This window comes from Modestobacter roseus (assembly GCF_007994135.1).
GTDB classification, from domain to species: Bacteria; Actinomycetota; Actinomycetes; order Mycobacteriales; family Geodermatophilaceae; genus Modestobacter; species Modestobacter roseus.
In genome coordinates this window covers 3,506,810-3,532,354 of the sequence record NZ_VLKF01000001.1, presented here as the reverse complement: position 1 = coordinate 3,532,354, position 25,545 = coordinate 3,506,810, and the positions used below count along the sequence as shown (strand labels likewise).

The 25,545-nt window shown below is 74.1% G+C and carries 27 protein-coding genes; 11 read left to right on the top strand and 16 right to left on the bottom strand.

Features of this window, described 5'->3' with window-relative positions:
• Positions 1–29 precede the first annotated feature (29 nt).
• A complete protein-coding gene (gene yaaA, locus JD78_RS16950) occupies positions 30–788 on the bottom strand; it encodes a peroxide stress protein YaaA (protein ID WP_153362198.1) in 759 nt (252 codons plus the stop codon).
• 201 nt (positions 789–989) lie between these two features.
• Here yaaA and JD78_RS16945 point away from each other — a divergent pair, with 201 nt between their 5' ends.
• The gene (locus JD78_RS16945; protein WP_166521242.1) at positions 990–1,844 is read left to right on the top strand and encodes a PP2C family protein-serine/threonine phosphatase; all 855 of its coding nucleotides are present in this window, start codon (positions 990–992) and stop codon (positions 1,842–1,844) included.
• A gap of 3 nt (positions 1,845–1,847) precedes the next feature.
• Here JD78_RS16945 and JD78_RS16940 read toward each other — a convergent pair whose 3' ends face one another.
• The 5 genes from JD78_RS16940 to JD78_RS16920 all read right to left on the bottom strand — a co-directional run bounded on the left by JD78_RS16940 (position 1,848) and on the right by JD78_RS16920 (position 6,361).
• Complete coding sequence (locus JD78_RS16940) at positions 1,848–2,957, bottom strand: SPL family radical SAM protein (RefSeq protein ID WP_153362164.1); 1,110 nt, start codon at positions 2,955–2,957, stop codon at positions 1,848–1,850.
• Positions 2,958–3,396: 439 nt separating this feature from the next.
• Positions 3,397–3,756: a hypothetical protein gene (locus JD78_RS16935; protein WP_153362163.1), complete on the bottom strand. Its 360-nt coding sequence runs from the start codon at positions 3,754–3,756 to the stop codon at positions 3,397–3,399.
• Positions 3,753–4,286, bottom strand: a complete 534-nt coding sequence (locus tag JD78_RS16930; protein WP_153362162.1) for a hypothetical protein — start codon at positions 4,284–4,286, stop codon at positions 3,753–3,755. The genes JD78_RS16935 and JD78_RS16930 overlap by 4 nt, the downstream gene beginning before the upstream one ends.
• 277 nt (positions 4,287–4,563) lie before the next feature.
• Positions 4,564–5,364, bottom strand: a complete 801-nt coding sequence (locus JD78_RS16925; protein ID WP_153362161.1) for an exodeoxyribonuclease III — start codon at positions 5,362–5,364, stop codon at positions 4,564–4,566.
• 34 nt (positions 5,365–5,398) lie between these two features.
• Positions 5,399–6,361 (bottom strand): acyl-ACP desaturase, encoded by a 963-nt coding sequence (locus JD78_RS16920; protein ID WP_153362160.1) that lies wholly within the window; start codon positions 6,359–6,361, stop codon positions 5,399–5,401.
• A gap of 288 nt (positions 6,362–6,649) precedes the next feature.
• Here JD78_RS16920 and JD78_RS16915 point away from each other — a divergent pair, with 288 nt between their 5' ends.
• Positions 6,650–8,248: an LCP family protein gene (locus JD78_RS16915; protein WP_153362159.1), complete on the top strand. Its 1,599-nt coding sequence runs from the start codon at positions 6,650–6,652 to the stop codon at positions 8,246–8,248.
• A gap of 6 nt (positions 8,249–8,254) precedes the next feature.
• Here the strand turns inward: JD78_RS16915 and JD78_RS16910 are convergent, their stop codons facing one another.
• Positions 8,255–9,856: an ABC transporter permease gene (locus JD78_RS16910; RefSeq protein WP_153362158.1), complete on the bottom strand. Its 1,602-nt coding sequence runs from the start codon at positions 9,854–9,856 to the stop codon at positions 8,255–8,257.
• Positions 9,853–10,776, bottom strand: coding sequence for an ABC transporter ATP-binding protein (locus JD78_RS16905; RefSeq protein ID WP_153362157.1), 924 nt, complete (start codon positions 10,774–10,776; stop codon positions 9,853–9,855). The genes JD78_RS16910 and JD78_RS16905 overlap by 4 nt, the downstream gene beginning before the upstream one ends.
• A 71-nt stretch (positions 10,777–10,847) precedes the next feature.
• On the opposite strand from JD78_RS16905, the gene JD78_RS16900 reads away from it, so the two are divergent.
• Positions 10,848–11,045, top strand: coding sequence for a hypothetical protein (locus JD78_RS16900; RefSeq protein ID WP_153362156.1), 198 nt, complete (start codon positions 10,848–10,850; stop codon positions 11,043–11,045).
• A 6-nt stretch (positions 11,046–11,051) separates the two neighbouring features.
• Here the strand turns inward: JD78_RS16900 and JD78_RS16895 are convergent, their stop codons facing one another.
• The 7 genes from JD78_RS16895 to JD78_RS16865 form a co-directional block, all read right to left on the bottom strand.
• Complete coding sequence (locus JD78_RS16895; RefSeq protein WP_153362155.1) at positions 11,052–11,210, bottom strand: hypothetical protein; 159 nt, start codon at positions 11,208–11,210, stop codon at positions 11,052–11,054.
• A gap of 312 nt (positions 11,211–11,522) precedes the next feature.
• Positions 11,523–12,734 carry an acyl-CoA dehydrogenase family protein gene (locus tag JD78_RS16890; protein WP_153362154.1) on the bottom strand — a complete coding sequence of 404 codons (1,212 nt, stop codon included), beginning with the start codon at positions 12,732–12,734 and terminating at the stop codon, positions 11,523–11,525.
• Positions 12,735–12,845: 111 nt separating this feature from the next.
• Positions 12,846–13,307 (bottom strand): DUF4383 domain-containing protein, encoded by a 462-nt coding sequence (locus tag JD78_RS16885; protein WP_153362153.1) that lies wholly within the window; start codon positions 13,305–13,307, stop codon positions 12,846–12,848.
• Positions 13,308–13,431: 124 nt separating this feature from the next.
• Positions 13,432–15,081, bottom strand: coding sequence for a carbamoyltransferase family protein (locus tag JD78_RS16880; RefSeq protein WP_153362152.1), 1,650 nt, complete (start codon positions 15,079–15,081; stop codon positions 13,432–13,434).
• A gap of 88 nt (positions 15,082–15,169) precedes the next feature.
• Positions 15,170–16,876, bottom strand: coding sequence for a RecQ family ATP-dependent DNA helicase (locus tag JD78_RS16875; protein WP_153362151.1), 1,707 nt, complete (start codon positions 16,874–16,876; stop codon positions 15,170–15,172).
• Between the two features lie 57 nt (positions 16,877–16,933).
• On the bottom strand, positions 16,934–18,358 hold the full coding sequence (locus JD78_RS16870) for a phospholipid carrier-dependent glycosyltransferase (protein WP_153362150.1): 1,425 nt from the start codon (positions 18,356–18,358) through the stop codon (positions 16,934–16,936).
• A 3-nt stretch (positions 18,359–18,361) separates the two neighbouring features.
• Positions 18,362–18,685, bottom strand: coding sequence for a hypothetical protein (locus JD78_RS16865; protein WP_153362149.1), 324 nt, complete (start codon positions 18,683–18,685; stop codon positions 18,362–18,364).
• A 121-nt stretch (positions 18,686–18,806) separates the two neighbouring features.
• Between JD78_RS16865 and JD78_RS16860 the strand changes: the two genes are divergently transcribed.
• The 5 genes from JD78_RS16860 to JD78_RS16840 all read left to right on the top strand — a co-directional run bounded on the left by JD78_RS16860 (position 18,807) and on the right by JD78_RS16840 (position 22,693).
• Complete coding sequence (locus JD78_RS16860) at positions 18,807–19,589, top strand: polyprenol monophosphomannose synthase (RefSeq protein ID WP_228395396.1); 783 nt, start codon at positions 18,807–18,809, stop codon at positions 19,587–19,589.
• 68 nt (positions 19,590–19,657) lie between these two features.
• Positions 19,658–20,050, top strand: a complete 393-nt coding sequence (locus JD78_RS16855) for a TOBE domain-containing protein (RefSeq protein ID WP_153362147.1) — start codon at positions 19,658–19,660, stop codon at positions 20,048–20,050.
• Between the two features lie 89 nt (positions 20,051–20,139).
• The gene (gene modA / locus JD78_RS16850; RefSeq protein ID WP_153362146.1) at positions 20,140–20,862 is read left to right on the top strand and encodes a molybdate ABC transporter substrate-binding protein; all 723 of its coding nucleotides are present in this window, start codon (positions 20,140–20,142) and stop codon (positions 20,860–20,862) included.
• A complete protein-coding gene (locus JD78_RS16845) occupies positions 20,859–21,662 on the top strand; it encodes an ABC transporter permease (protein WP_153362145.1) in 804 nt (267 codons plus the stop codon). Before modA ends, JD78_RS16845 begins: the two co-directional genes overlap by 4 nt.
• Positions 21,659–22,693: an ABC transporter ATP-binding protein gene (locus JD78_RS16840; protein WP_153362144.1), complete on the top strand. Its 1,035-nt coding sequence runs from the start codon at positions 21,659–21,661 to the stop codon at positions 22,691–22,693. Before JD78_RS16845 ends, JD78_RS16840 begins: the two co-directional genes overlap by 4 nt.
• 21 nt (positions 22,694–22,714) lie before the next feature.
• Here JD78_RS16840 and JD78_RS16835 read toward each other — a convergent pair whose 3' ends face one another.
• Positions 22,715–23,914: an epoxide hydrolase family protein gene (locus tag JD78_RS16835; protein ID WP_166521241.1), complete on the bottom strand. Its 1,200-nt coding sequence runs from the start codon at positions 23,912–23,914 to the stop codon at positions 22,715–22,717.
• 91 nt (positions 23,915–24,005) lie between these two features.
• On the opposite strand from JD78_RS16835, the gene JD78_RS22665 reads away from it, so the two are divergent.
• From JD78_RS22665 to JD78_RS16820, 3 genes are read left to right on the top strand one after another with little or no spacing between them, the layout of a single operon-like run.
• Positions 24,006–24,512: a MarR family winged helix-turn-helix transcriptional regulator gene (locus JD78_RS22665; protein ID WP_208104132.1), complete on the top strand. Its 507-nt coding sequence runs from the start codon at positions 24,006–24,008 to the stop codon at positions 24,510–24,512.
• Positions 24,509–25,084: a nucleotidyltransferase family protein gene (locus JD78_RS16825; protein ID WP_166521240.1), complete on the top strand. Its 576-nt coding sequence runs from the start codon at positions 24,509–24,511 to the stop codon at positions 25,082–25,084. Before JD78_RS22665 ends, JD78_RS16825 begins: the two co-directional genes overlap by 4 nt.
• A 23-nt stretch (positions 25,085–25,107) precedes the next feature.
• Entirely contained in the window at positions 25,108–25,527 is a 420-nt protein-coding gene (locus JD78_RS16820; protein WP_228395105.1) for a molybdenum cofactor biosynthesis protein MoaE, read from the top strand.
• The last annotated feature ends 18 nt before the right edge of the window (positions 25,528–25,545 follow it).

Genomic DNA, 25,545 nt, shown 5'->3' with positions numbered 1-25,545 from the left:
GCCGGTCTCTCAGCGCTGAGGAACCGTGCTCACCGGGTGACCGCGTCGGCCGGCACGACCAGCACCAGCTCGCTGCCACCGGGATGTTCCACGTGCAACCCGTTGCGGCGCAGCAGGGCGCGCAGCCGCACCACCGAGTCCGGCTCAGCGGTCGTGGTGGCCAGCAGCCGGGCCAGGCGGCCCTTGTGCGCCTTGTTGAAGTGGGAGACGACCGCCCGGGTGCCGTCGGGCCGCTCGCTGAGCACCTGCACGGTGACCGCGTCGGGCACGGGAGCCAGCTCGGCGTAGGCGCCGGACCGCAGGTCGACGACGAGCTCGCCGGTCGCGGTGAGCACGTCGGTGAGCGCCGGCTTCCACAGCGACCGCAGGGTGGGCAGGCCGGGCAGCGCCGAGCCTGCCGACAGCCGGTAGGCCGGCACCGGGTCACCGGCCCGGACGACGCCGAACAGCGCCGAGCCGACCGCCAGCCGGGTCGCGGCCCTGGCTCGCTGGGCGCGGGTGAGCGAGCGGACGTCCAGCGCGTCGTAGAGCACGCCGGTGTAGCGCTCGATGGCCGGCAGCGTCGGGCTGGTGCGCAGCGCGGCGTTCCGGGCGATCTCGTCGTCCTGCTTCGCCGACAGCCCGAGCGCGGCACGGGCGGCCGGGACGTCGGCGGAGAGGGCGACGAGCGCGTCGACCAGCTGCGCCCGGACCGGCGTCAGCTCCGGTGCGGTGAGCGCGGCGAGATCGAGCGGAGGTCCCTCGCCACCGGGTTGCTTGGTCTCCGACGGGGGCAGCAGGACGAGCACGCCCTCCGACGCTACGGGGCTGGGCGCACGACGCCACGGGGCGGGGCTCGGCGTCCGGGTACCCCGGTGGCAGTCTGTCGGGGCGCCCGGAGCCGCGGGCGGCGTACGGCGCTGCCCGCGGGCGATGCGCGGTCGAGTCATCTAACGTCCTCGTGATCACTGCTGTGCGCAGTGCCCGGCGGACGTGCGGCAGGTCAGGAGGTGGAGACGGTGCTCGTGCTGGACAGCGCAGCCGTCTCCACCCGCGGTCCGCGCCCGGACAACCAGGACTCCGCCGTCGGCGGGCCGCTGCTCGTGGCGATCGCCGACGGGGTCGGCGGCAACGTCGGCGGGGCGGTGGCCTCCTCGCTGGTGGCCACCTGGCTGGCGCCGCTGGCGGTGGGCGCCCCCGGGGACGGCGCCGAGGACCCGGTGCGGGTGGTGGCCAGCGCCAACGAGCGGATCCGGGCCGCCTACACCGAACGGCCGCGGCTGCGCACCATGGCGACCACGCTCACCGCGGTGCACGCGGACGCCGAGGGTCTGGTGCTGCTGCACATCGGTGACTCGCGCGGCTACCTGCTCGCGGACGGCGAGCTCCGCCAGGTGAGCACCGACCACACCCTGGTGCAGGCGCTGATCGACGCCGGCAGCCTCACCCCGGCCGAGGCGAAGGTGCACCCCCAGCGGTCCGCGGTCTACGCCGCCCTGCACGGCGCCGACGACGACGTCGCCGCGCTCGACGTCATCCGGCTCGACGCGCACCCCGGTGACCGGGTGATGGTCTGCTCCGACGGCCTCTCCGACGTCGTCCCCGCCGACGTGATCGCCGGGCTGCTCGGCACCGGCAGCCCCGCCGAGGCGGCCGCGACGCTGCGGGACGCCGCGCTGGCCGGGCCGCCGACGGACAACATCACCGTGGTGGTCGCCGACGTGCGCTCGATCGAGGGGCCCCTGCCGCTGCGGCTGTGCACCGTGGGGGCGGCGTCGGAGCTGCGGGAGGAGACCGCCGAGGCGCTGGAGGCCGACTGGCCCGGCCCGGTGCCGATCGGGCTGGTCCAGCACCGCCCGCACTGACCGTCAGGTCCAGTACAGCAGCCGGGCGTGCGGGAGCCGGTCGGCGATCGCGGTCTCGAACCAGCTCCGCAGCTCGCTCATCGTCTCCCGCGGGTAGACGTGCTTGACCGAGCCGAACTTCCCGCGCTTGGTCGTCCGCCGCTCCTCGTCCATCTCCAGGCGGGTGCGCGGGTACCAGTCGAGCAGCGTCTCCTTGCTGCCCGGCGTGAAGCGGTGGGTGATGCACTCGACGGTCAGGTCGGTGCCCGCGGGCAGTGCCGTGGCGACGTCGTCGAGCAGCCGGCCGTAGTGCTCGCGCCAGTCGTCGACCGGCATGATCGGCGCGAGCGTGAGCCCGACCGGGTAGCCGGCCCCGGCGACGGCGCCGAGCGCGGCGATCCGTGCGGCCACCGGCGAGGTGGCGCCCTCGAAGCGCTGGGCCACCGGGCCGGCGTTGAGCGAGAAGCGCAGCCGGGTGCGGCCGGCGTGCGCGAGCTCTAGCAGGCCGGCGACGTCGTCGAACTTGGTGGTCGCGCGCAGCTGCACCGGCCCGGCCCAGTCGTGGGTGCCGAAGTGCTCGACCGCGGTGGCCAGGCCACCGGTCAGGTGCTCCAGCGCCAGCGGGTCGGTGTAGCAGGAGGCCTCGAAGGTGGTGCCCTCCCCGGCCCGGGCGGCGGAGCCGGAGGTGACCGTGCCGTGGCCCACGTAGGCGTCCAGGCCGGCCAGCGCCTCGTCGAGGTCGGCGTACACCCGGGTGATCGGCGGCCCGGACAGCGAACCGGCCAGGTAGCAGTACTGGCAGTGCGCGGGGCAGCCCTGCGCCAGGTCGAACCGCCAGTCGGCCGAGGGGGCGATCGGCTGGAGCCGGCGCAGCGACGCCGGCGGCACCACCAGCGCAAGCGTCTGCTTGGCCGCCATGAACGCCGCCCGGTCGCCGTCGCCGCGCAGGTTGGCCAGCCGGTCGCCGCGCAGAAGCTCGATGTCGTTCACCCCGGCCGCCTCCAGGCGGGCGAGCACCCGCTGGCCGTAGGGCCGTTCGGCGGCGGAGCGGGTGACCAGGACGCGGGACGGCGTCCAGCGGCGGGTGGCGGAGGGAGCCGGGGCAGTGGCGGGAGCGGCGAGCGCGGTGGTCATCGCCTGGTGCAACGGCTGTCGGGGCGGCGCCCTTCCTGCTCAGGCGGCCCGAGCCAGCGGCCAAGAGCCGCCGCGTGGGGCGGCAATGAGAAGAGAACACCGCCGGACGCGTCCCGCACGGTGCAGAAGAAGTGCCAAGAGGCGACCCCCTCGGGTCGCCTGAGACGCCCGGCGAGCAGAGGGTCCGCCACAGCCCGAGCCCGGGGCGCTGTCCACCATCCAGCGGCGCCTTGCGGTCGCCCTCCCCATCCGTCGAGGGCGCCACTGGTGCCGACGTAGCTCACGGGCACTTGTCGGGCAGAATCGTGCACCGCGACGACCCTCGCGGCGATGCACTCACTGCCGGAGGGCCGGAGAGCCGGGAAGCGAAGTCTGAAGGCAAGTACGAGTTACATTGCGACCTCAGTCAAGGCGACCCGTCTGCGGCAGGATTCGCCCATCACTCCAGGTCCTTCAGGACGTCATTTTTCAGGTCTCTAATCCCAATGCTTGATAGTTTCACTGCCGCGTAGAGACGAGAAAGCTGACTGTTGTATGCGGCCCCATCGGTAGTCGATATCTCGGCGACCTTAACGTTGTCACTCTCGCCGGTAGGTTTTGTGCGCCTCTTCCATAACTCGAGGCGGTACGGCGGCGAGTCATCTTCGTCGCGGGATTTCAGGTAATAATGGAAGTTTTCGGTGGATGCTTGATACTCCACGGCCTCACGCCAGATGTCCCACTGGAGCTGCCCCTGCTCCGTTCGCTCATGGAGCCGTCTCAGGACTTCAGTCGCGTCTTCGCCCGACAATATGCTCATTCGTCTCCTACTTTCCGCTGGAGTCGAGCTACGGCGGCGCTGACCTCAACGGAGGCCTTGGTCATTCTGCCGGTTGTCAACTTCACCACCTCGCGCAGATCTCGCGACGCACCCTCCGCCAGCTCGCCTTTTGCGCGGGTCGCGGCCTTAATTGTTTGGTCCAGCAAGTCTACGAGCGCTCTGTTTTCGTCGCCCTCATGCTTCCGGAGTAACTCCGCAACATGGCTAGCGCTCCTGGCATAAATAACCAAATGCTTTTCCACTAAGTCGGGATCGCCAGACTTGACCGCGTAGTAGATGTCGTCTTCCACGCGTTGAAGCTGTGGCAGCAGAACTAGCAAGTCGTTGCCGAGAAGTCGAAGGCCAAGGTTCTTAAGGAGTTGCTGACTTCCTTCCGCAGCCTCTGCTCCGCGCCGGAGTTGAAAAAATGCCAGGCCGAAACCCAGGACAGTGAAGACCAACTGGCCGAACGACAGCCAATCAGCGCGTCCCCACGGGGCGTCCGTCCCGAGGTTCCAGAAGTCACCCATAGCAGGGAGAGACTACGCAGGGAGAGGCAGCCGACGACGCAGGCCAGCCCAACTTTCGAGAGCGTCCACTGAAGTCAGCGCGATTCGCCCGCGCAGCCAAGCAAGACGTCGGGGCCTCCTCCCTGCAGCCTGCCGCAGGTGGTGGGCGTGCAGCCGCTCGACCCGGGTCTCCGCGCACCCGGGCCGGGCGATCATCCGTTCGATCATGCCCCTGGCCACCGACGGTTCTCGCTGGTCAGCGGCGTCCGGTGATCCGGCGGAACCGCCGGATGGGTGCTCAGTCGGCGAGGTCGACGACGACCGGGGCGTGGTCGCTGGCGCCCTTGCCCTTGCGCTCCTCGCGGTCGATCCGGGCGTCGGTGACCCGGCGGGTGAGGGCGGGGGAGCCGAGCACGAAGTCGATCCGCATGCCCTCGCGGCGGGGGAAGCGCAGCTGCGTGTAGTCCCAGTACGTGTAGACGCCGGGCCCCGGGGTGTAGGGCCGGACGACGTCGGTGAAGCCGGCCTCGACCACCCCGCGGAACGCCGCCCGCTCGGGCTCGGAGACGTGCGTGGAGTGGCTGAACACCGAGATGTCCCAGACGTCGTCGTCCTGCGGCGCGATGTTCCAGTCACCGACCAGGGCGACCGGCGCGTCGGCGTCCGCACCCAGCCAGCCGCCCGCGCTCACCCGCAGCGCCTCGAGCCACTCGAGCTTGTACTGCAGGTGCGGGTCGGTCAGCGTGCGGCCGTTGGGCACGTAGAGGCTCCACACCCGCACCCCGCCGCAGGTCGCGCCCAGTGCCCGGGCCTCGGCGACCGGTTCGGCGCCCTCCTTGGCCCACGACGGCATGCCCGGGAAGCCCACCTCGACGTCGGTCAGACCCACCCGGGACAGCAGGGCCACGCCGTTCCACTGCGAGTGGCCGACGTGCGCGACCTCGTACCCCAGCGCCCGGAAGCGGTCCTCCGGGAACTGCTCGTCCTTGCACTTGGTCTCCTGCAGCGCCAGGACGTCGACGTCGCTGCGCTGCAGCCAGGCCTCCACCCGGTCGACGCGGCTGCGGATGCTGTTCACGTTCCAGGTCGCCAGGCGCACGGGGACCGAGCCTAGGCCGGTCCCCCGGGTCGCCTCAGGCCTGGGGGAGCGGCGTCAGCGGGGTCTCCTGGCGGGCCTGCTGGCGGGCGCGCATGCGCTCGCGGCTCTCCACGAACTTCGTCGCCTGCGCGTCCAGCCCGACCATGAACTGGGCGAGCTCCTCGCGGGCCTGCTCGCCGGCGGGGCCGAGGTTGGTCCGCTCGAACACCTTCCAGGCCCGCAGCACGGGCGAGATGACCTCGTCGTGGTGCAGGCGCAGGTCGTAGATGCCGGCCTTGGCGATGATCACCGAGTTCTTGCGGAAGCCGGCCATGGTGGCCCCGGGCATCTCGAACCGCATGACCTCGTCGGCCACCGCGCGCATCGTGGCGTCGGGGTCGATCTCGAAGGCCGCGGAGACGATGTTCCGGTAGAAGACCATGTGCAGGTTCTCGTCCTTGGCGATCCGGGCGAGCAGCTTGTCCGCGATCGGGTCGCCGGTGGCCTTGCCGGTGTTCCGGTGGCTCACCCGGGTCGCCAGCTCCTGGAAGGAGACGTAGGCGACCGTCTCCAGGGCGGTCTTGTCCCCGGAGTCGTAGCCGGAGGTCATGTAGTCCATCCGGGCGCGCTCGAGCTCGACGGGGTCCACGCCGCGGGTGACGACGAGGTAGTCGCGCAGGGCGATGCCGTGGCGGTTCTCCTCCGCCGTCCAGCGGCCCACCCAGGTGCCCCAGGCGCCGTCCCGGCCGAACTGGGTGGCGATCTCCCGGTGGTAGCTGGGCAGGTTGTCCTCGGTGAGCAGGTTGGTGAACATCGCCGCCTTGGCGGTCTCGTCCAGCTTCGACTGCTCCGGGGACCAGTCCTCGCCGCCGAGGAAGGCGAAGTCGCGGCCCTGGGACCAGGGGACGTAGTCGTGCGGGTGCCACTCCTGGGCCAGCCCGAGGTGGCGGTCGAGGTTCTCCGCCACGACGGACTCGAGCTCGATCAGCAGGGCTGTCTGCGGGGTCGTCTGCGTCACTGGTCCTCCTGGACGTCACCTACGGTCTCGTAACCTACGCAACCGTAACAACGCGGGCCGGGGCCCGGCGTTCCTCGGGGCTACCCGCCGCCGGGGCTGCCCAGTCCGCAGACTGTGCCGCTGGTCACCGCCGCGCCCCGGATCCGCGGCAGACCGTGGTCGTGCGCGGACGCAACGTCGCCCTGACCGGTCCGGACGAGTGATCCAGCGTCGGAACCAGGGCGAACCCGCGGCCGACGGTGGGAGCATGGGCGGGATGACCAGGTGCTGCGAGGGGACGACGGCCGCGTGAGCGACGACCCGACGGGCCCGGACCAGCCACCTGGCCGCGCCCGGGGCGGGGCGCGTGCCCTGCACCGCCGCCCCCGGCACGCACCCCGCGACTTCGGCCCGGCGCTCGGGCTCACCGTCCTCGGCGCCGTCCTCCCCGGCACGGCGTTCCTGGCCGCTGGCCGGCGCCGCCTGGGCGCCGCCGTGCTCGTCGTCTTCGGGCTGCTGATGGCCGGCCTGGTGTGGCTCGGCCTCGGCGGCTGGCGGGACGCGATCATGGTGGCCGTCGACTCCACCGCCCTCACCTGGCTGGTCGTCGGGGTGGTCGCGCTCGCGGTGGCCTGGGCGCTGATGGTGGTCGCCGGGTACCTCGTGCTGCGCCCGAGCCGGTTGCGCGCCTGGCAGCAGGCGCTGGGGGCCGGGGTCGTCCTGGCCCTGTGCGCGGGGATCGCCTGGCCGGCCTCCCAGGCGGTCGGCGCCGTCCTGGCCCAGCGGGACCTGGTCGACACGGTCTTCGCCGACCGGGAGAGCGCCACGGTCACCGACCCGGTCGACGACGCCCACCCCTTCGGGGACCGGGAGGAGGTGAACATCCTCCTGCTCGGCGGCGACGGCGGGGACGGGCGCGACGGGGTGCGCACCGACACCGTCATCGTGGCCAACATCCAGACCGGGACCGGCGAGACGACGCTGTTCAGCCTCCCCCGCAACCTGCAGGAGCTGCCCTTCCCCGAGGACAGCCCGCTGCACGAGGTGTGGCCCGACGGGTTCGACGTCGGCAGCGAGAGCGAGAGCCTGCTCAACGCCGTCTACCGCAACGGCCCGGCCTGGTACCCGGACATCCTGGGGCCGACCGACGACCTCGGCGCGGACATGCTCAAGCTGGGCGTCGGCGAGGCCCTCGGGCTGCAGATCGACTACTTCGTGCTGGTCAACCTCGAGGGGTTCAGCCGGCTCGTCGACGCGCTCGGCGGCATCGACGTCAACGTGAACTACTGGGTGCCGGTCAACGGCATCGTCGGTGAGGAGCTCCCCGACGACTACATCGCCCCCGGCCCCGACCAGCACCTCGACGGTCCGCGGGCGCTGGACTTCGCCCGGGGCCGGTACGGGCTGTCGGACTACCAGCGGATGGACCGCCAGCGCTGCGTCATCGACGCGATCGTCGAGGCCGCCGACCCGGTCACCCTGCTGTCCCGGTACCGGGAGCTGGCCGCGACCACCCAGGACATCGTCTCCACCGACATCCCGCAGTCGCTGCTGGACGACGTCGTCGACCTCGCCTTCCTGGTGCAGGACACCGAGATCCGCAGCGTCGTCTTCGACGACACCGTGATCACCCCGGCCTACCCCGACTACGACCGGATCCGCTCGCTGGTGCAGCAGGCGCTGGACCCCGCTCCGGGCGGCGACGCCGGGGACGGTGCCCCGGCGGACGGCGCAGCGGCCAGCACGACGCCGCCGGCGCCGGCCACCGGGTCCGCGGCGCCCAGCTCCTCCGCCGCCTCGACCACGCCGGGCGACCCGGCCGCCGAGGTGGCCGACGCCTGCGCCTACGACCCGGTCCAGGCCCAGGAGGCGCGCGCCGAGGGCAAGCCGCCGACGAAGCGGGGCTGACCGGTCTCAGGCGGTGGTCAGGTCACGACGCCGGAAGCCCACCAGGCCCACGGTGATCAGCGCGGCGGCGACGACCGCCAGGACCAGCACCGGCGGCGTCGACCACGGCTCGGTGGGCATCGCCGGCGTCCGGGCCAGCGGGGACAGCTCGACCAGCCACGCCGGCAGGTCGAAGGAGTCGCCGAAGACGGTGAGCACGGCCACCAGGCCGAACGCCGACCACGCGGCGGCGGTGGCGGCGGCGGGGAGCACGCCGGCGAGCGCGACCGCGACCCCGGTGACCAGCCAGACCGCGGGCGCGTAGCCCAGCGCCGCGCCGGCGAGCCGGCTGAGCTCGGCGGCGTCGCCGGTGGCGGTGGCCCGTGCCGCGCCCGTGGCGAGCCCGATGAGCACGAGGAGCAGCGCCGTCCCGGCGAGGGCGACGAGGACGTGGCTGCCCAGCCAGCCCATCCGCCCGGTCGCGGTCGCGAGCACCGGCTCGGCGCGGCCGGCGGCCTCCTCGGTGCGGGCGCGGATCGCGGCGCTGACCCCGTACGCGGTGGCCAGCAGCGCGTTCACGGTCACCGTCACGCTCAGGTAGGCGTCCACCAGGCCGCCGGGGGACCCGTCCGGCAGGAACTGGGCCGCCTCGGGGTTGTCGGCCAGCAGCGTCTCCACCGACTCGGCCAGCAGGCCGTAGACCGCTCCGAGCAGCGACACCCCCACCGCCCAGCCGAGCAGCGCACCGCGGTGCAGCCGCCAGGCCAGCCCGAGGGGGGACCGCAGGCTGCGCGGCGCGGTGGCCCGGGCGGGCCCGGGCGCGACCAGTCCGGCGCCGAGGTCGCGGTGGTCGACCAGCTGCCGGGCGGTCAGCACCAGTGCGCCCACGGCGGCCAGGCACACCAGCAGCGGCCACCAGCGGTCGTCCGACCACGGGTGCGTGGCCTGGGCCCAGCCGATCGGGGACGCCCAGCTCAGCCCGTTGCCCTCGACGTCCCCGACCGCGCGCAGCACGACCGCCAGCCCGAGCACCGCACCGACCAGCCCGTACACGCCGCGGGCGCCTCCGCTCACCTGGGCCAGCACGGCGGTCACCCCGGTGAACACCAGGCCGGTGCCGGCCACCGAGGCGCCCAGCAGCACCGCCCCGCCGGCCGGCAGCCCCGTGCTGACGGCGCCGGTGGTCACCGCCGCGCCCAGCGCCACCGAGGCGGCGCCCGCGGTGCCCGTGGCGGCGAACAGCGGCGCGTGCCGGCCCACCCGGGCCGACCGGACCAGCTCGGTGCGCCCGGCCTCCTCGTCGGCGCGGGTGTGCCGGACGACGGTGAACATCACCATCAGCACGGCCACCAGCGCCAGCGGGGTGGCCATCTCGAAGGCCACCGTCCCGGCGACCGTGTCCAGCCCGACCGGGGGGCCGGACAGGGCGATGCTCGCCGCGTTGCTGCCCACGGTCGCGCGGTAGGTGACCAGGGACTCCGGCGTGTCGTAGGTCGACTGGCTGGCCGAGGTCTGCACGGCCACCAGCAGCGCCCCCAGCAGCGCCCACACCGGCAGCCGGACCCGGTCCCGGCGCAGCGCGAACCGCAGCAGGGTGCCCGTGCCGGCCCCGGCGCGGGCGGCGCTCACCGGGCCGCCTCCTCGGCGGGGTGCTCGATCCGGGGCAGCTCGTCGTCGTAGTGGCGGAGGAACAGCTCCTCCAGGGTCGGCGGGCTGCTGGTCAGCGTCCGCAGCCCCGCCTCGCTGAGGCAGCGCACGGCCGCGTCCAGGGCGTCGCCGTCGACGTCGAAGGCCACCCGGCCGTCCCGGTGGACCAGGTCGTGGACCCCGGCCAGCCCCTCGAGCGCCGCGACCGGGCGGACGGTCTCGGCGGTGACGGAGGTGCGGGTCAGGTGCCGCAGCTCCGCGAGCGTCCCGCTCTCCACCACCCGGCCGGCGCGGATGATGCTCACCCGGTCGCACAGCGCCTCGGCCTCGGCGAGGACGTGGCTGCTCAGCAGGACGGTGCGGCCCTCCGCCCGGATCTCCTGGATGCAGCTCTGGAAGGTCGCCTCCATGAGCGGGTCCAGGCCGGACGTCGGTTCGTCGAGCAGCAGCAGCTCGGCGTCGGAGGCGAGCGCGGCGACCAGCGCGACCTTCTGCCGGTTGCCCTTGGAGTAGGTGCGCGCCTTCTTGCGCGGGTCCAGGTCGAAACGGTCCAGCAGCTCGGCGCGGCGGCGGCCGTCCAGGCCGCCACGCAGCCGGCCGAGGAGGTCGATCACCTCGCCACCGCTGAGGGAGGGCCACAGCAGGACGTCGCCGGGCACGTAGGCCAGCCGGCGGTGCAGGGCGACGGCGTCGCGCCAGGGATCCCCGCCCAGCAGGCGGACGTCGCCGGAGTCGGCCCGCAGCAGCCCGAGCAGCACCCGGATGGCGGTGGACTTCCCGGCGCCGTTGGGCCCGAGGAAGCCGTGCACCTCCCCGGCGCGCACGGTGAGGTCCAGCCCGTCCAGCGCCCGGGTGCGGCCGAACGTCTTCACCAGCCCGGACACCGTGATCACCTCGGTCATGGCCGGTGAACGTATCCCCCGCGCCGCCGGGTCGGGCAGGTCCGGAGGTCCCTGCTCCGTAAGGTCGGGGTGTGAGCTCTCCCGGTCCCCACCGTCCCCGCGAACGACTCGTCGCCCTGCTGGTGCTGGGCGTCGCGGCCGTGCTGCTGGTCTCCAGCGTCTCCTGGTTCGGCTCGGACCGGGCCGGCGTCGGCATCGCCCAGCTGGTGCTCGGGGTGGCGCTCGCGGTCGTCGGGTTCCTGCTGTACCGGCGCGCCCCGCGCACCTGAGACCCGTCAGGCGCTCTCCCGCGCCACCAGCTCGGAGGGGAACGGCGTGACCGGCGCCGGACCGCTGAAGGCGGCCACCGGGACGATCGCCGAGCCGACCCCGATGGACACGACCCGGCCACTCAGCCGGGGCGGGATCGCCGCCAGCGTCCGGACGTCGTCCACACTGCCTCCTCCGCGAGGCTCCCGACGGGCCACCGCCGCAGCCCGGTGGGAACGGCCCGCGCAGCTGGGAGCGTTCTCGGCGGCCGGTGACCGTACGGCCGCCGGTGGGCCTCCTCGGCCAGCTGGCGCATCGCCACCACCGAGGCCGGCTCGCTCCCCGCCCCGCTGTGCTGCACCTCGTCGTCGCCTCGCACCCGGTCTCCTCCCGCCGTCACCCCTGCAGACGCCGTGCGGGCGCGGGAGGGACGTCGCCGTGACCGAGTCGTGACCCCCGGGTCCTGATACACCCCGGACCGGGCGGATCTACCGACGTCAGCCGTGCCAGGGGCGCTCGCGCGCCAACTCCTCGCGGGCCACCGAGCGGACGTGCACCGCATCGGGCCCGTCGACGATCCGCAGTGTGCGGGCGCTGGCGTAGAAGCGGGCCAGCACCGTGTCGTTGCTGACCCCGGCGCCCCCGTGCACCTGGATCGCCCGGTCGATCACGTCGCAGGCCACCTGCGGCGCGGCCACCTTGATCGCGGCGATCTCGGTGCGCGCGCCCTTCGCCCCGTGCCGGTCGATGAGGTCGGCGGTCTTGAGCACGAGCAGCCGGGCGGAGTCGATCTCGATCCGCGAGCGGGCGATCAGCTCACGCACGGTGCCCTGCTCGGCCAGCGGCCGGCCGAAGGCGACCCGGGCCTTGGCGCGCTCGACCATGAGCATCAGGGCCCGCTCGGCCATGCCCAGCGCGCGCATGCAGTGGTGGATGCGACCGGGGCCCAGCCGGGCCTGGGCGATCATGAAGCCGTCACCCTCCCCGGCCAGCAGGTTCGCCGCCGGCACCCGGACGTCGGTGAACCGCAGCTCCGAGTGCCCGTGCTGGTCCTGGTAGCCGAAGACCGGCAGGTGCCGGACGATCTCCAGGCCGGGGGTGTCCCGGGGCACCAGCACCATCGACTGCTGGCGGTGCGGCTCGCCGTCGGGGTCGGTCTTGCCCATCACGATGAACACCTGGCAGCGCTCGTCGGCGGCGCCGGAGGTCCACCACTTGCGTCCGTTGACCACGTACTCGTCGCCGTCGCGGACGATCGAGGTCTGGATGTTGCGGGCGTCGGAGCTGGCGACGTCGGGTTCGGTCATCGCGAACCCGGACCGGATCTCCCCGGCCAGCAGCGGCGCCAGCCAGCGCTCCTGCTGCTCCGGCGTCCCGAAGAGCATCAGGGTCTCCATGTTGCCGGTGTCCGGCGCGCCGCAGTTGGTCGCCTCGGGCGCGATCACCGGCGACCACCCGGTCACCTCGGCGACGCTGGCGTACTCCAGGTTGGACAGCCCGGAGTGCTCGGGGGAGAAGAGGTTCCACAGCCCGCGGGCGCGAGCCTCGGCCTTGAGCTCCTCGAGCACCGGCGGGTGGCCGTGGTCGTCGTGGCCGCGGGCGGCCCGCCAGGCGTCGTACACCGGCTCCGCGGGGAACACCCGCTCCCGCATGAAGTCCCACATCCGGCCGGTGACGTCCTCGGCCCGGGCGGAGAGGCTGAAGTCCATGCCCGGACGGTAGCGGCAGATGTGATCCACGCCCCACCGGGGTGTGCACACACGACCGCCCCGGACGCCGGGTGGGCGGCCGGGGCGGTGGTGCGGTTCGTGCGGTGGGGCTCAGCGAGTGCGCAGCGACTCGTCGCGCCCGCGGGTGGTCGCGTCCTTCACCGGGCCCAGCGCGATGGCCAGGCCGGCGAGCACGCTGGCCAGGTGCAGCCAGTTGTCGGCCCAGTTGATGCTGAGGAAGTTCAGCGAGTCGGTCTCGCCGGCGGCGAACAGGCCGTAGACGAAGGCCGCCCCGTAGCCGACGGCCAGCAGCCAGCCGTACGTGCGGGCGGTGCCCAGCTTCCGGGACAGGGCGATGCCGGCCAGGCCGATCACCAGGTGCACGATGTTGTGCAGCGGGTTGATGCCGAAGCCGAGGATCGTCTCGTCGGTGTGCTCGGCGAAGTCGTCGAACCCGGTGATGAAGAAGCCGACGATGCCGACGAGCGTGTAGACCACGCCGATCGCCAGGGCGAGCATCTGCGGCCAGGTCATGCCTCGGCGGCCGGCGCCGTGCTGGTCTGCTGTGGTCATGGGTGCCTCCGGGATCGTCGTCGGCGCCGCCCTGTCTCGACGGGCCGTCACAGGGAGTTCCCAGGCGGGCGGTACGAAAACGACCGCCACCCGATGGGGTGGCGGTCGATCCCGGATCGTGACCTCAGGCCGGTCGGGCGGTGGCCTTCGGTCGACGGACGACGAACGGGCCGATGGCCAGCAGGTCGACCGGGGCCGAGCCGAAGCACTCCAGGGCGTCGCGCGGGTCGTCGACCATCGGCCGCCCGGCGGTGTTCAGGCTGGTGTTCACCACCACCGGGACGCCGGTGCGCCGCTCGAAGGCGGAGATCATCCGGTGCACCAGCGGCTCGGTGGCCGGGTCGATGGTCTGGATCCGCGCCGTGCCGTCGACGTGGGTGACGGTGGGGATGCGGTCCTTCCACTCCGGGGCGACGTCGTGCACGAAGAGCATGTACGGCGACGGGATCGGGCCGCGGCTGAAGATCTCCGGCGCCCTCTCCAGCAGCACCATCGGCGCCACCGGGCGGAACTGCTCGCGGCCCTTGACGTCGTTCATCCGCTCCAGGTTCGCCTCGAAGCCGGGGTGGGCGAGCAGCGACCGGTGGCCCAGCGCGCGCGGGCCGTACTCGCTGCGGCCCTGGAACCAGGCGACGATGCCGTTGTCGGCCAGCACCTCGGCGACCGTCTCGGCGACGTCGTGCGGGCGCTCGTAGTCGATCGCCGCGGTGACGAGCCACTGCTCGATCTCGTCGTCGCTCCAGCCGCGGCCCAGCGCCGCCCCCGGCATCGGCTCGGTGGTCTCGCCCAGCTCGGCGGCGACGTGCAGCGCGGCGCCCAGGGCGGTGCCGGCGTCGCCCGCGGCCGGCTGCACCCACACCTCCTCGAACGGGCTCTCGGCGAGGATGCGGGTGTTGGCGACGCAGTTCAGCGCGGTGCCGCCGGCCAGGGTGAGGGTCTTCTCGCCGGTCTGCTCGTGCACCCAGCGGGCCAGGTCGACCAGCACCTCCTCCAGCCGCGTCTGCACGCTGGCGGCGAGGTCGGCGTGGTCGGCGGTCCACTGCTCGCCCTTGCCCAGCCGGGGGGCGAACTCGGCGAAGTCGATCGCCTCGGTGCGGAAGCCGCCGTCGTCGGTGGCCCGGATCAGCTCCGACAGCTCACCGAGGAAGCGCGGCTTGCCGTAGGACGCCATCGCCATGACCTTGAACTCGTCGGAGCTCCGCAGGAAGCCCAGGTGGGCGGTGAGGTCCTCGTACATCAGGCCGAGCGAGTGCGGCAGCGCCTGGCCGGCGAGCACCTCGAGCTGCCCGTCGACGTAACGGCCGGCGAGGTGGCTGTGCGCCTCCCCGCGACCGTCGAGCACCAGCACCGCGTTGTCCCGCTGCGGGGCGGCCTTGCCGGCCGAGGCGGCGTGCGCGACGTGGTGCTTGACGAAGCGGACCTTCGCCGGGTCCAGCCCGGGCAGCGCGTGGGCCAGGAACTCCGGCGCCATCTCCGCGTACTGCTTGCGCATCACGTCGCCGGGGTCGTCCAGCCCGGACTCCTCCGGGGTGCCCATCAGCGCCGGGTCGAAGGAGTAGGCGACCGCGTCGAGCTCCTCGGGCCGGATGCCGGCCTCCGCCAGGCACCAGGCCGCGGCCAGCTCCGGCTGCTCCCAGGCGCTCCACGGCAGCGGGCGCTTGCCGTGCTTGCGCCGGCTGAAGCGCTCCTCCTCGGCCGCGGCCACGACCTTCCCGTCGACGACCAGGGCCGCCGCCGGGTCGTGGTAGATGGCGTTGATGCCCAGGACCTTCACGCGTGCTCCTCCCGGCCGGGCGCGTTCCGCCCGGTCCCCGTTCATGATCAAGCCACCGCAGGGAACCCGCACGGCGAGCGGACGCAGATCACCCGCCCGTGCGGACGCGGAGCAGGTCGTGGTCCAGCACGGCCTGCAGGGCGAGGGTCTTGTAGCCGACCGCCTCGAAGAGCACGACCACCCGGTCGTCCTCGTGCCGCATGACCACGCCCGGGCCCCACTCGGCGTGCTCCACCGCCGCGTCCACCGGGAAGGGGTGGTCGGCGTCGGCGGTGTGCTGCCCGGTGGACAGCCCGGCGCTGCAGTTGTCGCAGTTGCCGCACGGCTCGTCGAGCTGCTCACCGAAGTAGCCGAGCAGGAACTGGCGCCGGCACCCGGTGGTCTCGGCGTAGCCGCGCATCATCTCGATCCGGCTCTCGTCGACCCGGACGTGGTGCTCGGCGAGCTCGCGGGCGGCCGCGGCGGCCGCGCCCGGGGGCGGTGCGTCGGGGGCGGGGGAGGCCGTCCCCTCGTCGTCCAGCACCACCGCACCGGCCTGCTCCAGCAGGTTGAGGTCGCGTACCAGCGGCGTCGCGGCCCGGCCGGTCTCCTCGCGCAGCGACCGCACGTCGACGCCGTCCATGCCGGCCTGCACGCCGGCGCGGACCAGCCCGGCCACCTGCTGCAGCTCCTCCTCGGCGGGGGCGCCGGCGGCGAAGAACCTGCGGATGCCGAGGTCCTCCTGCCGGTAGACCAGCACCGCGACCGCGGGCTCGCCGTCACGGCCGGCGCGGCCGATCTCCTGGTAGTAGCTGTCGACGGAGTCCGCGGGCTCCGCGTGCACCACGAACCGGGTGCCGGGCTTGTCGATGCCCATCCCGAAGGCGGTGGTGGCGACGACGACGTCCAGCTCGTCGGCCATGAACTCGCGCTGGACCTCCTCGCGCTCGGCCTTCCTCAGCCCGGCGTGGTAGGCGCGGGCCCGCAGCCCCCGCCCGGCGAGTGCCTGCGCGAACTCCTCGGTCGAGCGGCGGGTGGCGCTGTAGAGGATCCCGCTGCCCCGCTCGCTCAGCTCGCTGACCCGGTCGAGGACCGCGGCGTGCTTGCCGTGCGCGTCGGGGTGCTGCTCGACCTCGAGGCGGATCTCCGGCCGGTCGAACCCGGCGACGACGACCTCCGGGTCGCGCATCTCCAGCCGTTCCAGGATCTCGGTGCGCACCGGGGGTGCGGCGGTGGCGGTGAGGGCCAGCACGGTCGGGTGGCCGAGCTGCTCGACCACGCCGCCCAGGCGCAGGTAGTCGGGGCGGAAGTCGTGGCCCCAGGCGGAGACGCAGTGCGCCTCGTCGACGACGAACAGCGCGGGCCCGGCCTCGCGGATGGTGTCGACGACCTCGGGCTTGGCCAGCTGTTCCGGCGCGAGGAAGCAGAAGCGGACGGTCCCGTCACGGAGCCCGTCGAGCACCGCCTGCTGGTCGCTGCCGGAGAGGCCGGAGTTCAGCACGGCGGCCTGGCCGACGGCCTCCTCGCCCAGCTCCGTCAGCCGCTGGACCTGGTCCCGCTGCAGCGCGATGAGCGGCGAGACGATCAGCACCGGCCCCTCGAGCAGCGCGCCCAGCACCGTGTAGACCGCCGACTTGCCGGCTCCGCTGGGCAGCACCGCCAGGGTGTCCCGGCCGGCGGCGACGGCCTTCATCGCCTCCTCCTGGCCGGGGCGGAACTCCGTGAACCCGAGCACCTCCCGGGCGGTCTGCCGGATGCGCCGGGTGCGCGCAGAAGCATCGCGGCCAACCGGATTGTGCTGCTCGGTCACGGTCACCGGCGCCCGATGCCCGGCCTCCGAGATCGACAAACGGGGTGCAGGACGGGCGGCGCGTCACCGCCAGGAGTCCAGCCAGTAGCGCAGGTCGAGGGAGTCCGGGGTGAGGGGGAGGCCGAGCCAGATCGGGGCGAAGAAGACGAAGGCGGCGAGGTTCAGGGCGAGCACCCCGCCACCCAGCAGCCGCGGCCACCGGCTGACCTGCACGGCGCGGACCAGCGCCAGGGCGAGGAAGGGCACCGCGGGCACGAGGTAGAAGGAGTAGCCGGGCTTGCCCGCGGCGAACCAGGGCAGCCACAGCGCCAGCAGGGTCACCCCGATCGTGGCCGCCGCGCCGTCCCGCCGGACGACCGACCGCCAGAGCAGCACCGGCGCGGCGAGCAGGGCCGGCCACCACAGCGCAGGGCTGCCGAGCATCACGATGCGGGCGTCGGTGCCGGCGGGCACGGCGCACCCCTCGTCGACGTCCTCGGGGCTCAGGCAGCGCTCCAGGTAGACCAGCACCGGGCGTTCGAGCCAGGGCCAGCCCTGCGGGTCCGACCGGTAGGGGTGGGTGGCCTCGAGGCGCTGGTGGAAGCCGACCAGGTCGACCTGGGTGTCGACCCAGGTGTCCACCCGCTGGCCGAACGACGTGTCGCACTCCCCGGCCTCGCAGGCCTGGACGCCGGCGTGGCTGTCGGCGTAGTTGACGAACCAGCCGGTGAAGCTGGCGACGTAGACGGCCGCGGGCACGAGCAGGAAGGCCAGCACCCCGCCGGCGGTCACGGCCAGGCCGCGGCGGGTCGCCCGGCCGATCCCCTCGCGGCGGCCGGCGAGCTCGGTGCCGAGCACCAGCAGCGCGGCGGCGCCGATGGCCAGCAGCCCGGACCACTTGGTCGCCACGGCGAGTCCCAGGGCCAGGCCGGCCAGCCAGCGGTACCGGGAGCCCATGAAGGAGCTGCGCAGCGGCTCCCCGGCCCCGCCCCCGGCGCGACGGGCGTCCCGGTCGACGAGCACGAGCCAGACCGCCAGCACGACGAACAGTGCGAGGACGGCGTCCAGCATGGCGATCCGGCTGCTGGTCAGCGCGAGCCCGTCCAGCGCCACGAGGAGGGCGGCGAGCGCGGCCCAGGCGGGGTGTCGGAACAGCCGGCGTCCGGTGAGGTAGGTGAGGAGCACCGTCAGCGACCCGGCCAGCGCGACGCCGACCCGCCAGCCGAACGGGGTCCAGCCGAAGACCTGGATGCCCAGGGCGATGACCCACTTGCCCAGTGGCGGGTGGGCCGGCCGGCCCTCCTCGACGCCGCGGGTCACGTAGTCGCGGGCGTCCTGGGCGTAGTACTTCTCGTCGAAGTAGAGCCGGCCGGGGTCGCCCAGGGCCCAGAAGCGGAGCGCGGCGCCCAGCAGGAGGAGCGTCAGGGGCAGTGCCCAGACCCACAGCGGGCGGCGCCCGGAGGCGCCGCCCGCTGGGGACTGTTCAGCCGCTGGAGCGGCGAGGAGCACTGGTCAGTTGTCCTCGGTGACGTCGACGTCGAACTCGGTCTCGGTCTCGGTGTCGACCTCGGTCTCGGTCTCGACGACCTCTTCCTCGGTCGCCGTCTCGGTCTCGGTGGGCTCGAGGGTCTCGGTGACCTCGGTCTCGAGCTCCTCGGTCTCGGTGAGCTCCTCGGTCTCGGTCACCTGGACCGTGCCGTCGTCGTCCTCGTTCTCGCCGCTGCAGGCGGCGGCGCCGAACACGATGAGGCTGGAGGCGGACGCGGCTGCGAGGCCACGGGCGATGCGGTTCATGTCGTGCTCCTTGAGGTCGCGTTCGTCGGTCCCTCCTGCCATGTCCGCGGCTCCGGCGAGGCACCCGCACCACGGGGTAACGATCCGGTCAAGACTCGTAAATCGTTGCCCGATCGTGTCCTCGGGCAGGTGTCCCCCGGTCGGAGGGGGGCACGGCCCGACGGTGAGCCTTCGAGACGTGTGCGTCTGCATCCCGACCTACCAGGAGCGCGAGAGCCTGCCCCGGACGCTGAGCGCGGTGCTGGCGGCCGTCCCGGAGGCGCACGTGCTGGTCATCGACGACGCGAGCCCGGACGGCACCGGCGCCCTGGCCGACCGGATCGCCGCGACGGACCCCCGGGTGCACGTGCTGCACCGCCCCGGCAAGGCCGGTCTCGGGCCGGCCTACGTGCAGGGGTTCCGCTGGGCGCTGGACGCCGGCTACGAGGTGGTCGCGCAGATGGACGCCGACGGTTCGCACCGCGCGGAGGACCTGCCCGGGCTGCTGGCGCGGTTGGCGACCGCCGACGTCGTCCTGGGGTCGCGCTGGGTGCCCGGTGGCAGCGTGCGCGACTGGCCGCGGCGCCGCGAGGTGCTCAGCCGGACGGCGAACCGCTACGTCCAGGTGGCCCTCGGCCTGCCGATCGGTGACGCGACCGGCGGGTTCCGCGCCTTCCGCCGGCAGGCGCTGCAGTCGCTGGACCTGGGATCGGTGCAGTCGCAGGGGTACTGCTTCCAGATCGACGTGGCCCGGCAGGCGTGGTCCCGGGGGCTCCGCGTGGCCGAGGTGCCCATCGTCTTCGCCGACCGGGAGTTCGGGCAGAGCAAGATGAACGGCCGGATCATCCGCGAGGCCCTGTTCCGGGTGGGGGCCTGGTCGCTCGCCTCGCTGCGGCCGGCCCGCGGGGAGGCCCGGCCGGTCCGCGGCCGGTCCCCGGTGCTGCTCCGCCGACGCGTCCCCGCCTGACCCGGATCGCCGCAGTGGCGGGGGATACGCGCTTGTAGTTCCGCATCTGCGGTGGTTACCGTGCTCTGGTGGCCGCCACCTACCGCATCGCCGAGGCCGCCGCGCTGCTCGGGGTGAGCGATGACACCGTGCGGCGCTGGATCGACGCCGACCGGCTCGCCGCCTCCCGCGACGCCGGCCCGGCGCAGGTCGACGGGGTCGACCTGGCCCGGGTGGCCGCCGAGCTGCACGAGGCGCCGGCGCCCGGGGTGACCCGGTCGTCCTCGGCGCGCAACCGGATGGCCGGCATCGTCACCCGGGTGCTGCGGGACGGCGTGATGGCCCAGGTGGAGATCCAGGCCGGGCCCTTCCGGCTGGTGTCGCTGATGAGCCGGGAGGCCGCCGACGAGCTCGGGCTGGAGGTCGGCGCCCGTGCGGTGGCGACGGTGAAGGCCACCCAGGTCAGCGTGGACGTGCCGTGAGTGAGCACCGCAGCGAGCGCCAGCGAGCGAGGAGCGGAGCGAGCGCGCATCTGCGGTGCCGCCGTGCCGTGGGGGTGCTGGTCCTCTGCATGGTCGCGTTGCTCCTGGCCGGCTGTGGGGGCCCCGCCGCCGGGGCCGACCGCACGCTCACCGTGTTCGCCGCCGCCTCGCTCACCGACGTCTTCACCGACCTGGGCGAGCAGCTGGAGGCCGACGACCCCGGGCTGGACGTGCGGTTCACCTTCGCCGGCAGCTCGGCGCTGGCCACCCAGCTCGCCCAGGGCGCCCCGGCCGACGTCTTCGCCCCGGCCAACGAGCAGCAGATGGCCGTCGTCGCCGATGCCGGGCTGCTGGCCGGGGAACCGGCGGTCGTCGCGGCGAACGTGCTGGAGATCGCGGTGCCCGCCGGCAACCCGGGCGACGTCACCGGGCTGGCCGACTTCGCCGACCCGGAGCTCACCCTCGCCGTCTGCGCCCGGGAGGTGCCCTGCGGCGCCGCGGCGGAGGACGTCTTCGCCGCGGCCGGCATCACCGCGCGGCCGGACACCGAGGAGGAGGACGTCAGGGCCGCCCTCACCAAGGTGCAGCTGGGCGAGGTCGACGCGGCGCTGGTCTACGCCACCGACGTCCGCGCGGCCGGCCCCGACGTCGAGGGCATCGCGTTCCCGGAGGCGGACGGGGCGGTCAACGAGTACCCGATCGGCGTGCTGGCCGACGCGCCCGCCCCGGAGGCCGCCCGCGCGTTCGTCGACCTGGTGCGGTCCCCGGCCGGCCGGCAGGCCCTCGCCGACGCCGGCTTCCGCACCCCGTGAGCCGCCGCCTCCGGGACGGCGGGGTCCCGGCGCCGCTGCTCGTCCCGGCGGCCGTGGCGGTCGCGTTCCTGGTGCTGCCGCTCGTCGGGCTGGTCGTCCGGGCGCCGTGGTCGGAGATCGGACCGCAGCTGGCCCGGGAACAGGTCGGCGAGGCGCTGCGGCTCTCGCTCGTCTCGGCGACCGCGGCCACCGCGCTCTCCCTGGTGCTGGGCGTCCCGCTGGCCTGGGTGCTGGCCCGCTCCCGGATCCGCGGCCGCGCCGTCCTCCGCGCGCTGGTGACCGTGCCGCTGGTGCTGCCGCCGGTGGTCGGCGGCGTCGCGCTCTTCCTGGTCCTCGGCCGCACCGGGCTGCTCGGCGGGCCGCTGTACGAGCACCTCGGGGTGAGCATCCCGTTCACCACGACCGCGGTGGTGATCGCCGAGACGTTCGTGGCGATGCCGTTCCTGGTGATCAGCGTCGAGGGCGCGCTGCGCGCGGCGGACGCCCGGTTCGAGGACGCCGCCGCCACCCTGGGCGCGAACCGGTGGACGACGTTCCGCCGGGTCACCCTGCCGCTGGTCGCCCCCGGGATCGCCGCCGGCGCCGTGCTCTGCTGGGCCCGGGCGCTGGGCGAGTTCGGCGCGACGATCACCTTCGCCGGCAACTTCCCCGGGACGACGCAGACGATGCCGCTGGCGGTCTACCTGGCGTTGCAGTCGGACCCGGAAGCGGCGATCGCGCTCTCGCTGGTGCTGCTCGGCGTCTCGCTGGCCACCCTGCTGCTGCTGCGCGACCGCTGGCTGGGCCGGGCCGCGGCATGACGCTGGACGCGCGCGTCGTGGTCGACCGGGGCGGCGTCAGCGTCGACGTCGACGTCGCGGTGGCCGACGGCGAGGTGCTCGCGGTGCTGGGACCCAACGGCGCCGGCAAGTCCACCGTCTTGCGCGTCCTGGCCGGGCTGCTGCGTCCCGGTGACGGGTACGTGCGGGTGGACGGCCGGGCCTGGGATCCACTGCCCGCGCACCAGCGGTCGGTGGGCGTGGTGTTCCAGGACCACCTGCTGTTCCCGCACCTGACGGTCACCGAGAACGTGGCGTTCGGGCTGCGCACCCGCGGTGCCGGGCGGGCGGAGGCGCGCGCCGTCGCCGGGCGCTGGCTGGAGCGGGTGGGGTTGGCCGACCTCGGGGCGCGGCGTCCCGGGCAGCTCTCCGGTGGGCAGGCGCAGCGGGCCGCGCTCGCCCGGGCGCTGGTCGGCGACCCCCGGGTGCTGCTGCTCGACGAGCCGCTGTCGGCGCTGGACGCGCGCACCCGGCTCGCCGTCCGGGCCGAGCTGCACCGGCACCTCGCCGACTACGCCGGCAGCGCGGTGCTGGTCACCCACGACCCGGTCGACGCAATGGCGCTGGCCGACCGGATCCTGGTCATCGAGGAGGGCCGGGTGGTGCAGGCCGGCACCCCGGCCGAGGTCGCGCGCCGGCCGCGCACCGACTACGTGGCCCGGCTGGTCGGCCTGGTCCTGCTGGCCGGCACCGGCGCCGGGACGACGGTCGAGCTGGACGGCGGCGGCGTGGTCGCGGTGGCCGCCGACGCGCGGGGGTCGGTGTTCGTCGCCGTCCGGCCGGAGTCGGTGGCGCTCTACCTGCAGCGCCCGGCGGGCAGCCCGCGCAACGTGTGGCCGCTGCGGCTGGTCACCGCCACCCCGCACGGGCCGGTGGTGCGCTGCGACCTGGCCGGGGAGGTGGCGCTGACCGCCGACGTCACCGCCACCTCCTTCGCCGAGCTGGGGCTCGCGCCCGGCGCCGACGTCTGGGCCTCGGTCAAGGCCTCCGAGGTCGCCGTCTACCCCCGGTGAGGGCGGTCAGCCGGTGAGGGATCAGCGCAGCCGCCGGAACGTCGTCCGGATCTCCTCGACCAGCAGCTCCGGCTGCTCCAGCGCGGCGAAGTGCCCGCCGGCGGCGACCTGGTCGAAGTGCAGCAGGTCGGTGTAGCGGCGCTCGACCCAGCGGCGGGACTTGCGCACGTACTCCCCCGGCATGATGGTGATCCCGGTCGGCAGGTCGATCGGCGCTGCGCCGGCCGGCGGCCCCCACTGGCCCTGGGCGAGCTCCCAGTACATCCGGGCCGAGGACGCCGCGGTGCCGGTGAGCCAGTACAGCATCACGTCGTCGATCATCTCGTCGACGTCGAAGACCGCCTCGGCGTCCCCGCGCGCGCCGCCGACGTCCTGGAACATCGCGTAGATCCACGCGGCCAGCCCGACGGGGGAGTCCGACAGGGCGTAGCCGATCGTCTGCGGCCGGGTGGACATCTGCTTGGCGTAGCCGGACAGCACCTCGTCGTAGTAGCGGGCCTCGGTGAGCATCTGCTGCTCCTCCGGGGTGGCCTCGGCCATCTCCTGCGGGGTGGGCCAGAACATGGCCATGTTCAGGTGCATGCCGGCCAGCCCGGTGGGGGTGGTGGCGGTCAGTGCGGCCATCTCCTCGGTGACCCCGGCGCCGAGGTCGCCGCCCTGGGCGACGAAGCGGTCGTAGCCCAGCCGGGCCATCAGCGTGATCCAGGCGCGGGCCGTGCGGGGCAGGTCCCAGCCGGTGCCGGTGGGCCGTCCGGAGAACCCGAAGCCGGGCAGGCTCGGGATCACCAGGGAGAAGGCGTCCTCGGCACGGCCGCCGTGCGCCACGGGGTCGGTCAGCGGCCCGATGACCGAGCGGAACTCCAGCACGGAGCCCGGCCAACCGTGGGTCATCACCATCGGCATCGCGTCCGGCTCGGGGGAGCGGACGTGCAGGAAGTGCACGTCCAGGCCGTCGATGGTGGTGACGAACTGGTCCCACCCGTTCAGCAGCGCCTCGGTGGCCCGCCAGTCGTAGCCGGTGCGCCAGCGCTCGACCAGGGCCCGGACCTTGGCCAGCTGCGGCCCCTGGCTGGTGTCGGCGACGGTCTCGGCGTCCGGCCAGCGGGTGGCGGCCAGTCGCTGCTGCAGGTCGTCGAGCTGGGCCTGCGGCACGTCGACGGTGAACGGGTGGACCGCGTCGGCGGCGGTCGCGGCGCGGTCGGGGTGGTTGGTCGTGCTCATGGTCGGTCGCCTCACGGTCGTCGGTCGGTGAGATCGTCTGGCACTCAGATGATCTGTTGACCGGACGGTAGCATTCCCGTACGATGCGCCGGTGACGAGCAGTCGAGAGCAGGTCGGCCCGGCCGCCCCCGGGCTGGAGGACGAGCTGGGGTGGTCGCTGCACCGGGTCGCCACTGCCTTCCGGCAGACCGCCCTCACCGCGGTCGACGACCTGCCCGGTGGCCCGCGGGGCTACCAGGTGCTGGTGGCGGTGCAGGCCGGGCCGCCGTCCTCCCAGCTGGCGCTGGCCCAGCGGCTGGCCATCGACAAGACCGCGATGACCTACCTGGTCGACGACCTGCAGGCCGCGGGGCTGGTCACCCGCAGGCCCGACCCCGCTGACCGGCGGGTGCGCCAGGTGGTGGTCACCGCCGAGGGCCGGGCGGCGCTGGAGCGGTCCCGGGCGGCACTGCGGGCGGTGGAGGGCCGGCTCCTCGGCGACCTCGACGCGGACGAGAGCGCGCAGCTGCGCCGGCTGCTGGCCCGGGTGGCGCACGCCAGCGACCAGGCCGAGCCGTGCCTGACCAGCGAGCAGGTCCGAGCGGCGGCCGGCGGATGACCTCCGGCGCACCCGTGGCCGGCCTGGTCCTCGCCGCCGGGGGAGGCCGGCGGTACGGCATGCCGAAGGCGCTGGTCGAGTACCGCGGCAGCCTGCTGGTCGAACGGGCGGTGCGGACGGCGACGGCGGTCTGCGACCCGGTGCTCGTCGTCCTGGGCGCCGCCGCCGTGGAGGTGTGGCAGCGTGCCGACCTCTCCGGCGCCAGCGTGCTGGCCAACCGCGACTGGGAGACCGGCATGGCCTCCAGCCTGCGCACCGGGCTGGAGGGCCTGCGCGGGTGGCCCGGCCGGGTCACCGCCGTGCTGGTGCAGCTGGTCGACATGCCGGGGATGACGCCGGAGGCGCTGGCCCGGGTCGCCGCGCACGCGGCCCCCGACGCCCTGGCGGTGGCCAGCTACGGCGGCGTCCGTGGCCACCCGGTGCTGCTCGGCCGCGAGCACTGGGCCGGGGTGGTGGAGACGGCCACCGGCGACGAGGGCGCCCGCGCCTACCTGGCCGGCCGCGACGTGGTCGAGGTCGACTGCACCGGTCTGGCCGACCCCACCGACCTCGACGTCCCGCCCTCCGGGTGACCTCCCCGGGTACCGTCGCCGCCGTGAGCACGCTGCTGGCCCGGGTCACCGACGAGCCGCTCTCGGTCGCCGAGCACGAGGACGCCGTCGCCGGGAAGGCGGCCGGCGCGGTGGTCTCCTTCGCCGGCGTCGTCCGCGACCACGACGGCGGACGTTCGGTCACCGAGCTGGAGTACGTCGGCCACCCGACCGCCGCCGCGCTGATCGCCGAGATCGCCGCCGAGTTCGCCGCGCGGCCGGAGGTGGAGTCGGTCGCCGTCTCGCACCGGGTCGGCCTGCTGGGCATCGGGGACGTGGCGCTGGCGTGCGCGGTCAGCGCCGCGCACCGCGGTCAGGCGTTCACCGCCTGCGCGGAGCTGGTCGACGAGGTGAAGGCCCGGTTGCCGATCTGGAAGCGGCAGGTGTTCACCGACGGCGCCGAGGAGTGGGTCGCCTGCCCGTGACCGCTGGGGCGGCTGGGG

Bases quoted from the DNA above. Each gene is read 5' to 3' on its own strand.
- JD78_RS16940 (WP_153362164.1), bottom strand. From the start codon at position 2,957: ATGACCACCGCGCTCGCCGCTCCCGCCACTGCCCCGGCTCCCTCCGCC.
- JD78_RS16935 (WP_153362163.1), bottom strand. From the start codon at position 3,756: ATGAGCATATTGTCGGGCGAAGACGCGACTGAAGTCCTGAGACGGCTC.
- JD78_RS16930 (WP_153362162.1), bottom strand. From the start codon at position 4,286: ATGGGTGACTTCTGGAACCTCGGGACGGACGCCCCGTGGGGACGCGCT.
- JD78_RS16905 (WP_153362157.1), bottom strand. From the start codon at position 10,776: ATGACCGAGGTGATCACGGTGTCCGGGCTGGTGAAGACGTTCGGCCGC.
- JD78_RS16890 (WP_153362154.1), bottom strand. From the start codon at position 12,734: ATGGACTTCAGCCTCTCCGCCCGGGCCGAGGACGTCACCGGCCGGATG.
- JD78_RS16885 (WP_153362153.1), bottom strand. From the start codon at position 13,307: ATGACCACAGCAGACCAGCACGGCGCCGGCCGCCGAGGCATGACCTGG.
- JD78_RS16865 (WP_153362149.1), bottom strand. From the start codon at position 18,685: ATGGCAGGAGGGACCGACGAACGCGACCTCAAGGAGCACGACATGAAC.
- modA (WP_153362146.1), top strand. From the start codon at position 20,140: ATGGTCGCGTTGCTCCTGGCCGGCTGTGGGGGCCCCGCCGCCGGGGCC.
- JD78_RS16840 (WP_153362144.1), top strand. From the start codon at position 21,659: ATGACGCTGGACGCGCGCGTCGTGGTCGACCGGGGCGGCGTCAGCGTC.
- JD78_RS16835 (WP_166521241.1), bottom strand. From the start codon at position 23,914: ATGAGCACGACCAACCACCCCGACCGCGCCGCGACCGCCGCCGACGCG.
- JD78_RS16825 (WP_166521240.1), top strand. From the start codon at position 24,509: ATGACCTCCGGCGCACCCGTGGCCGGCCTGGTCCTCGCCGCCGGGGGA.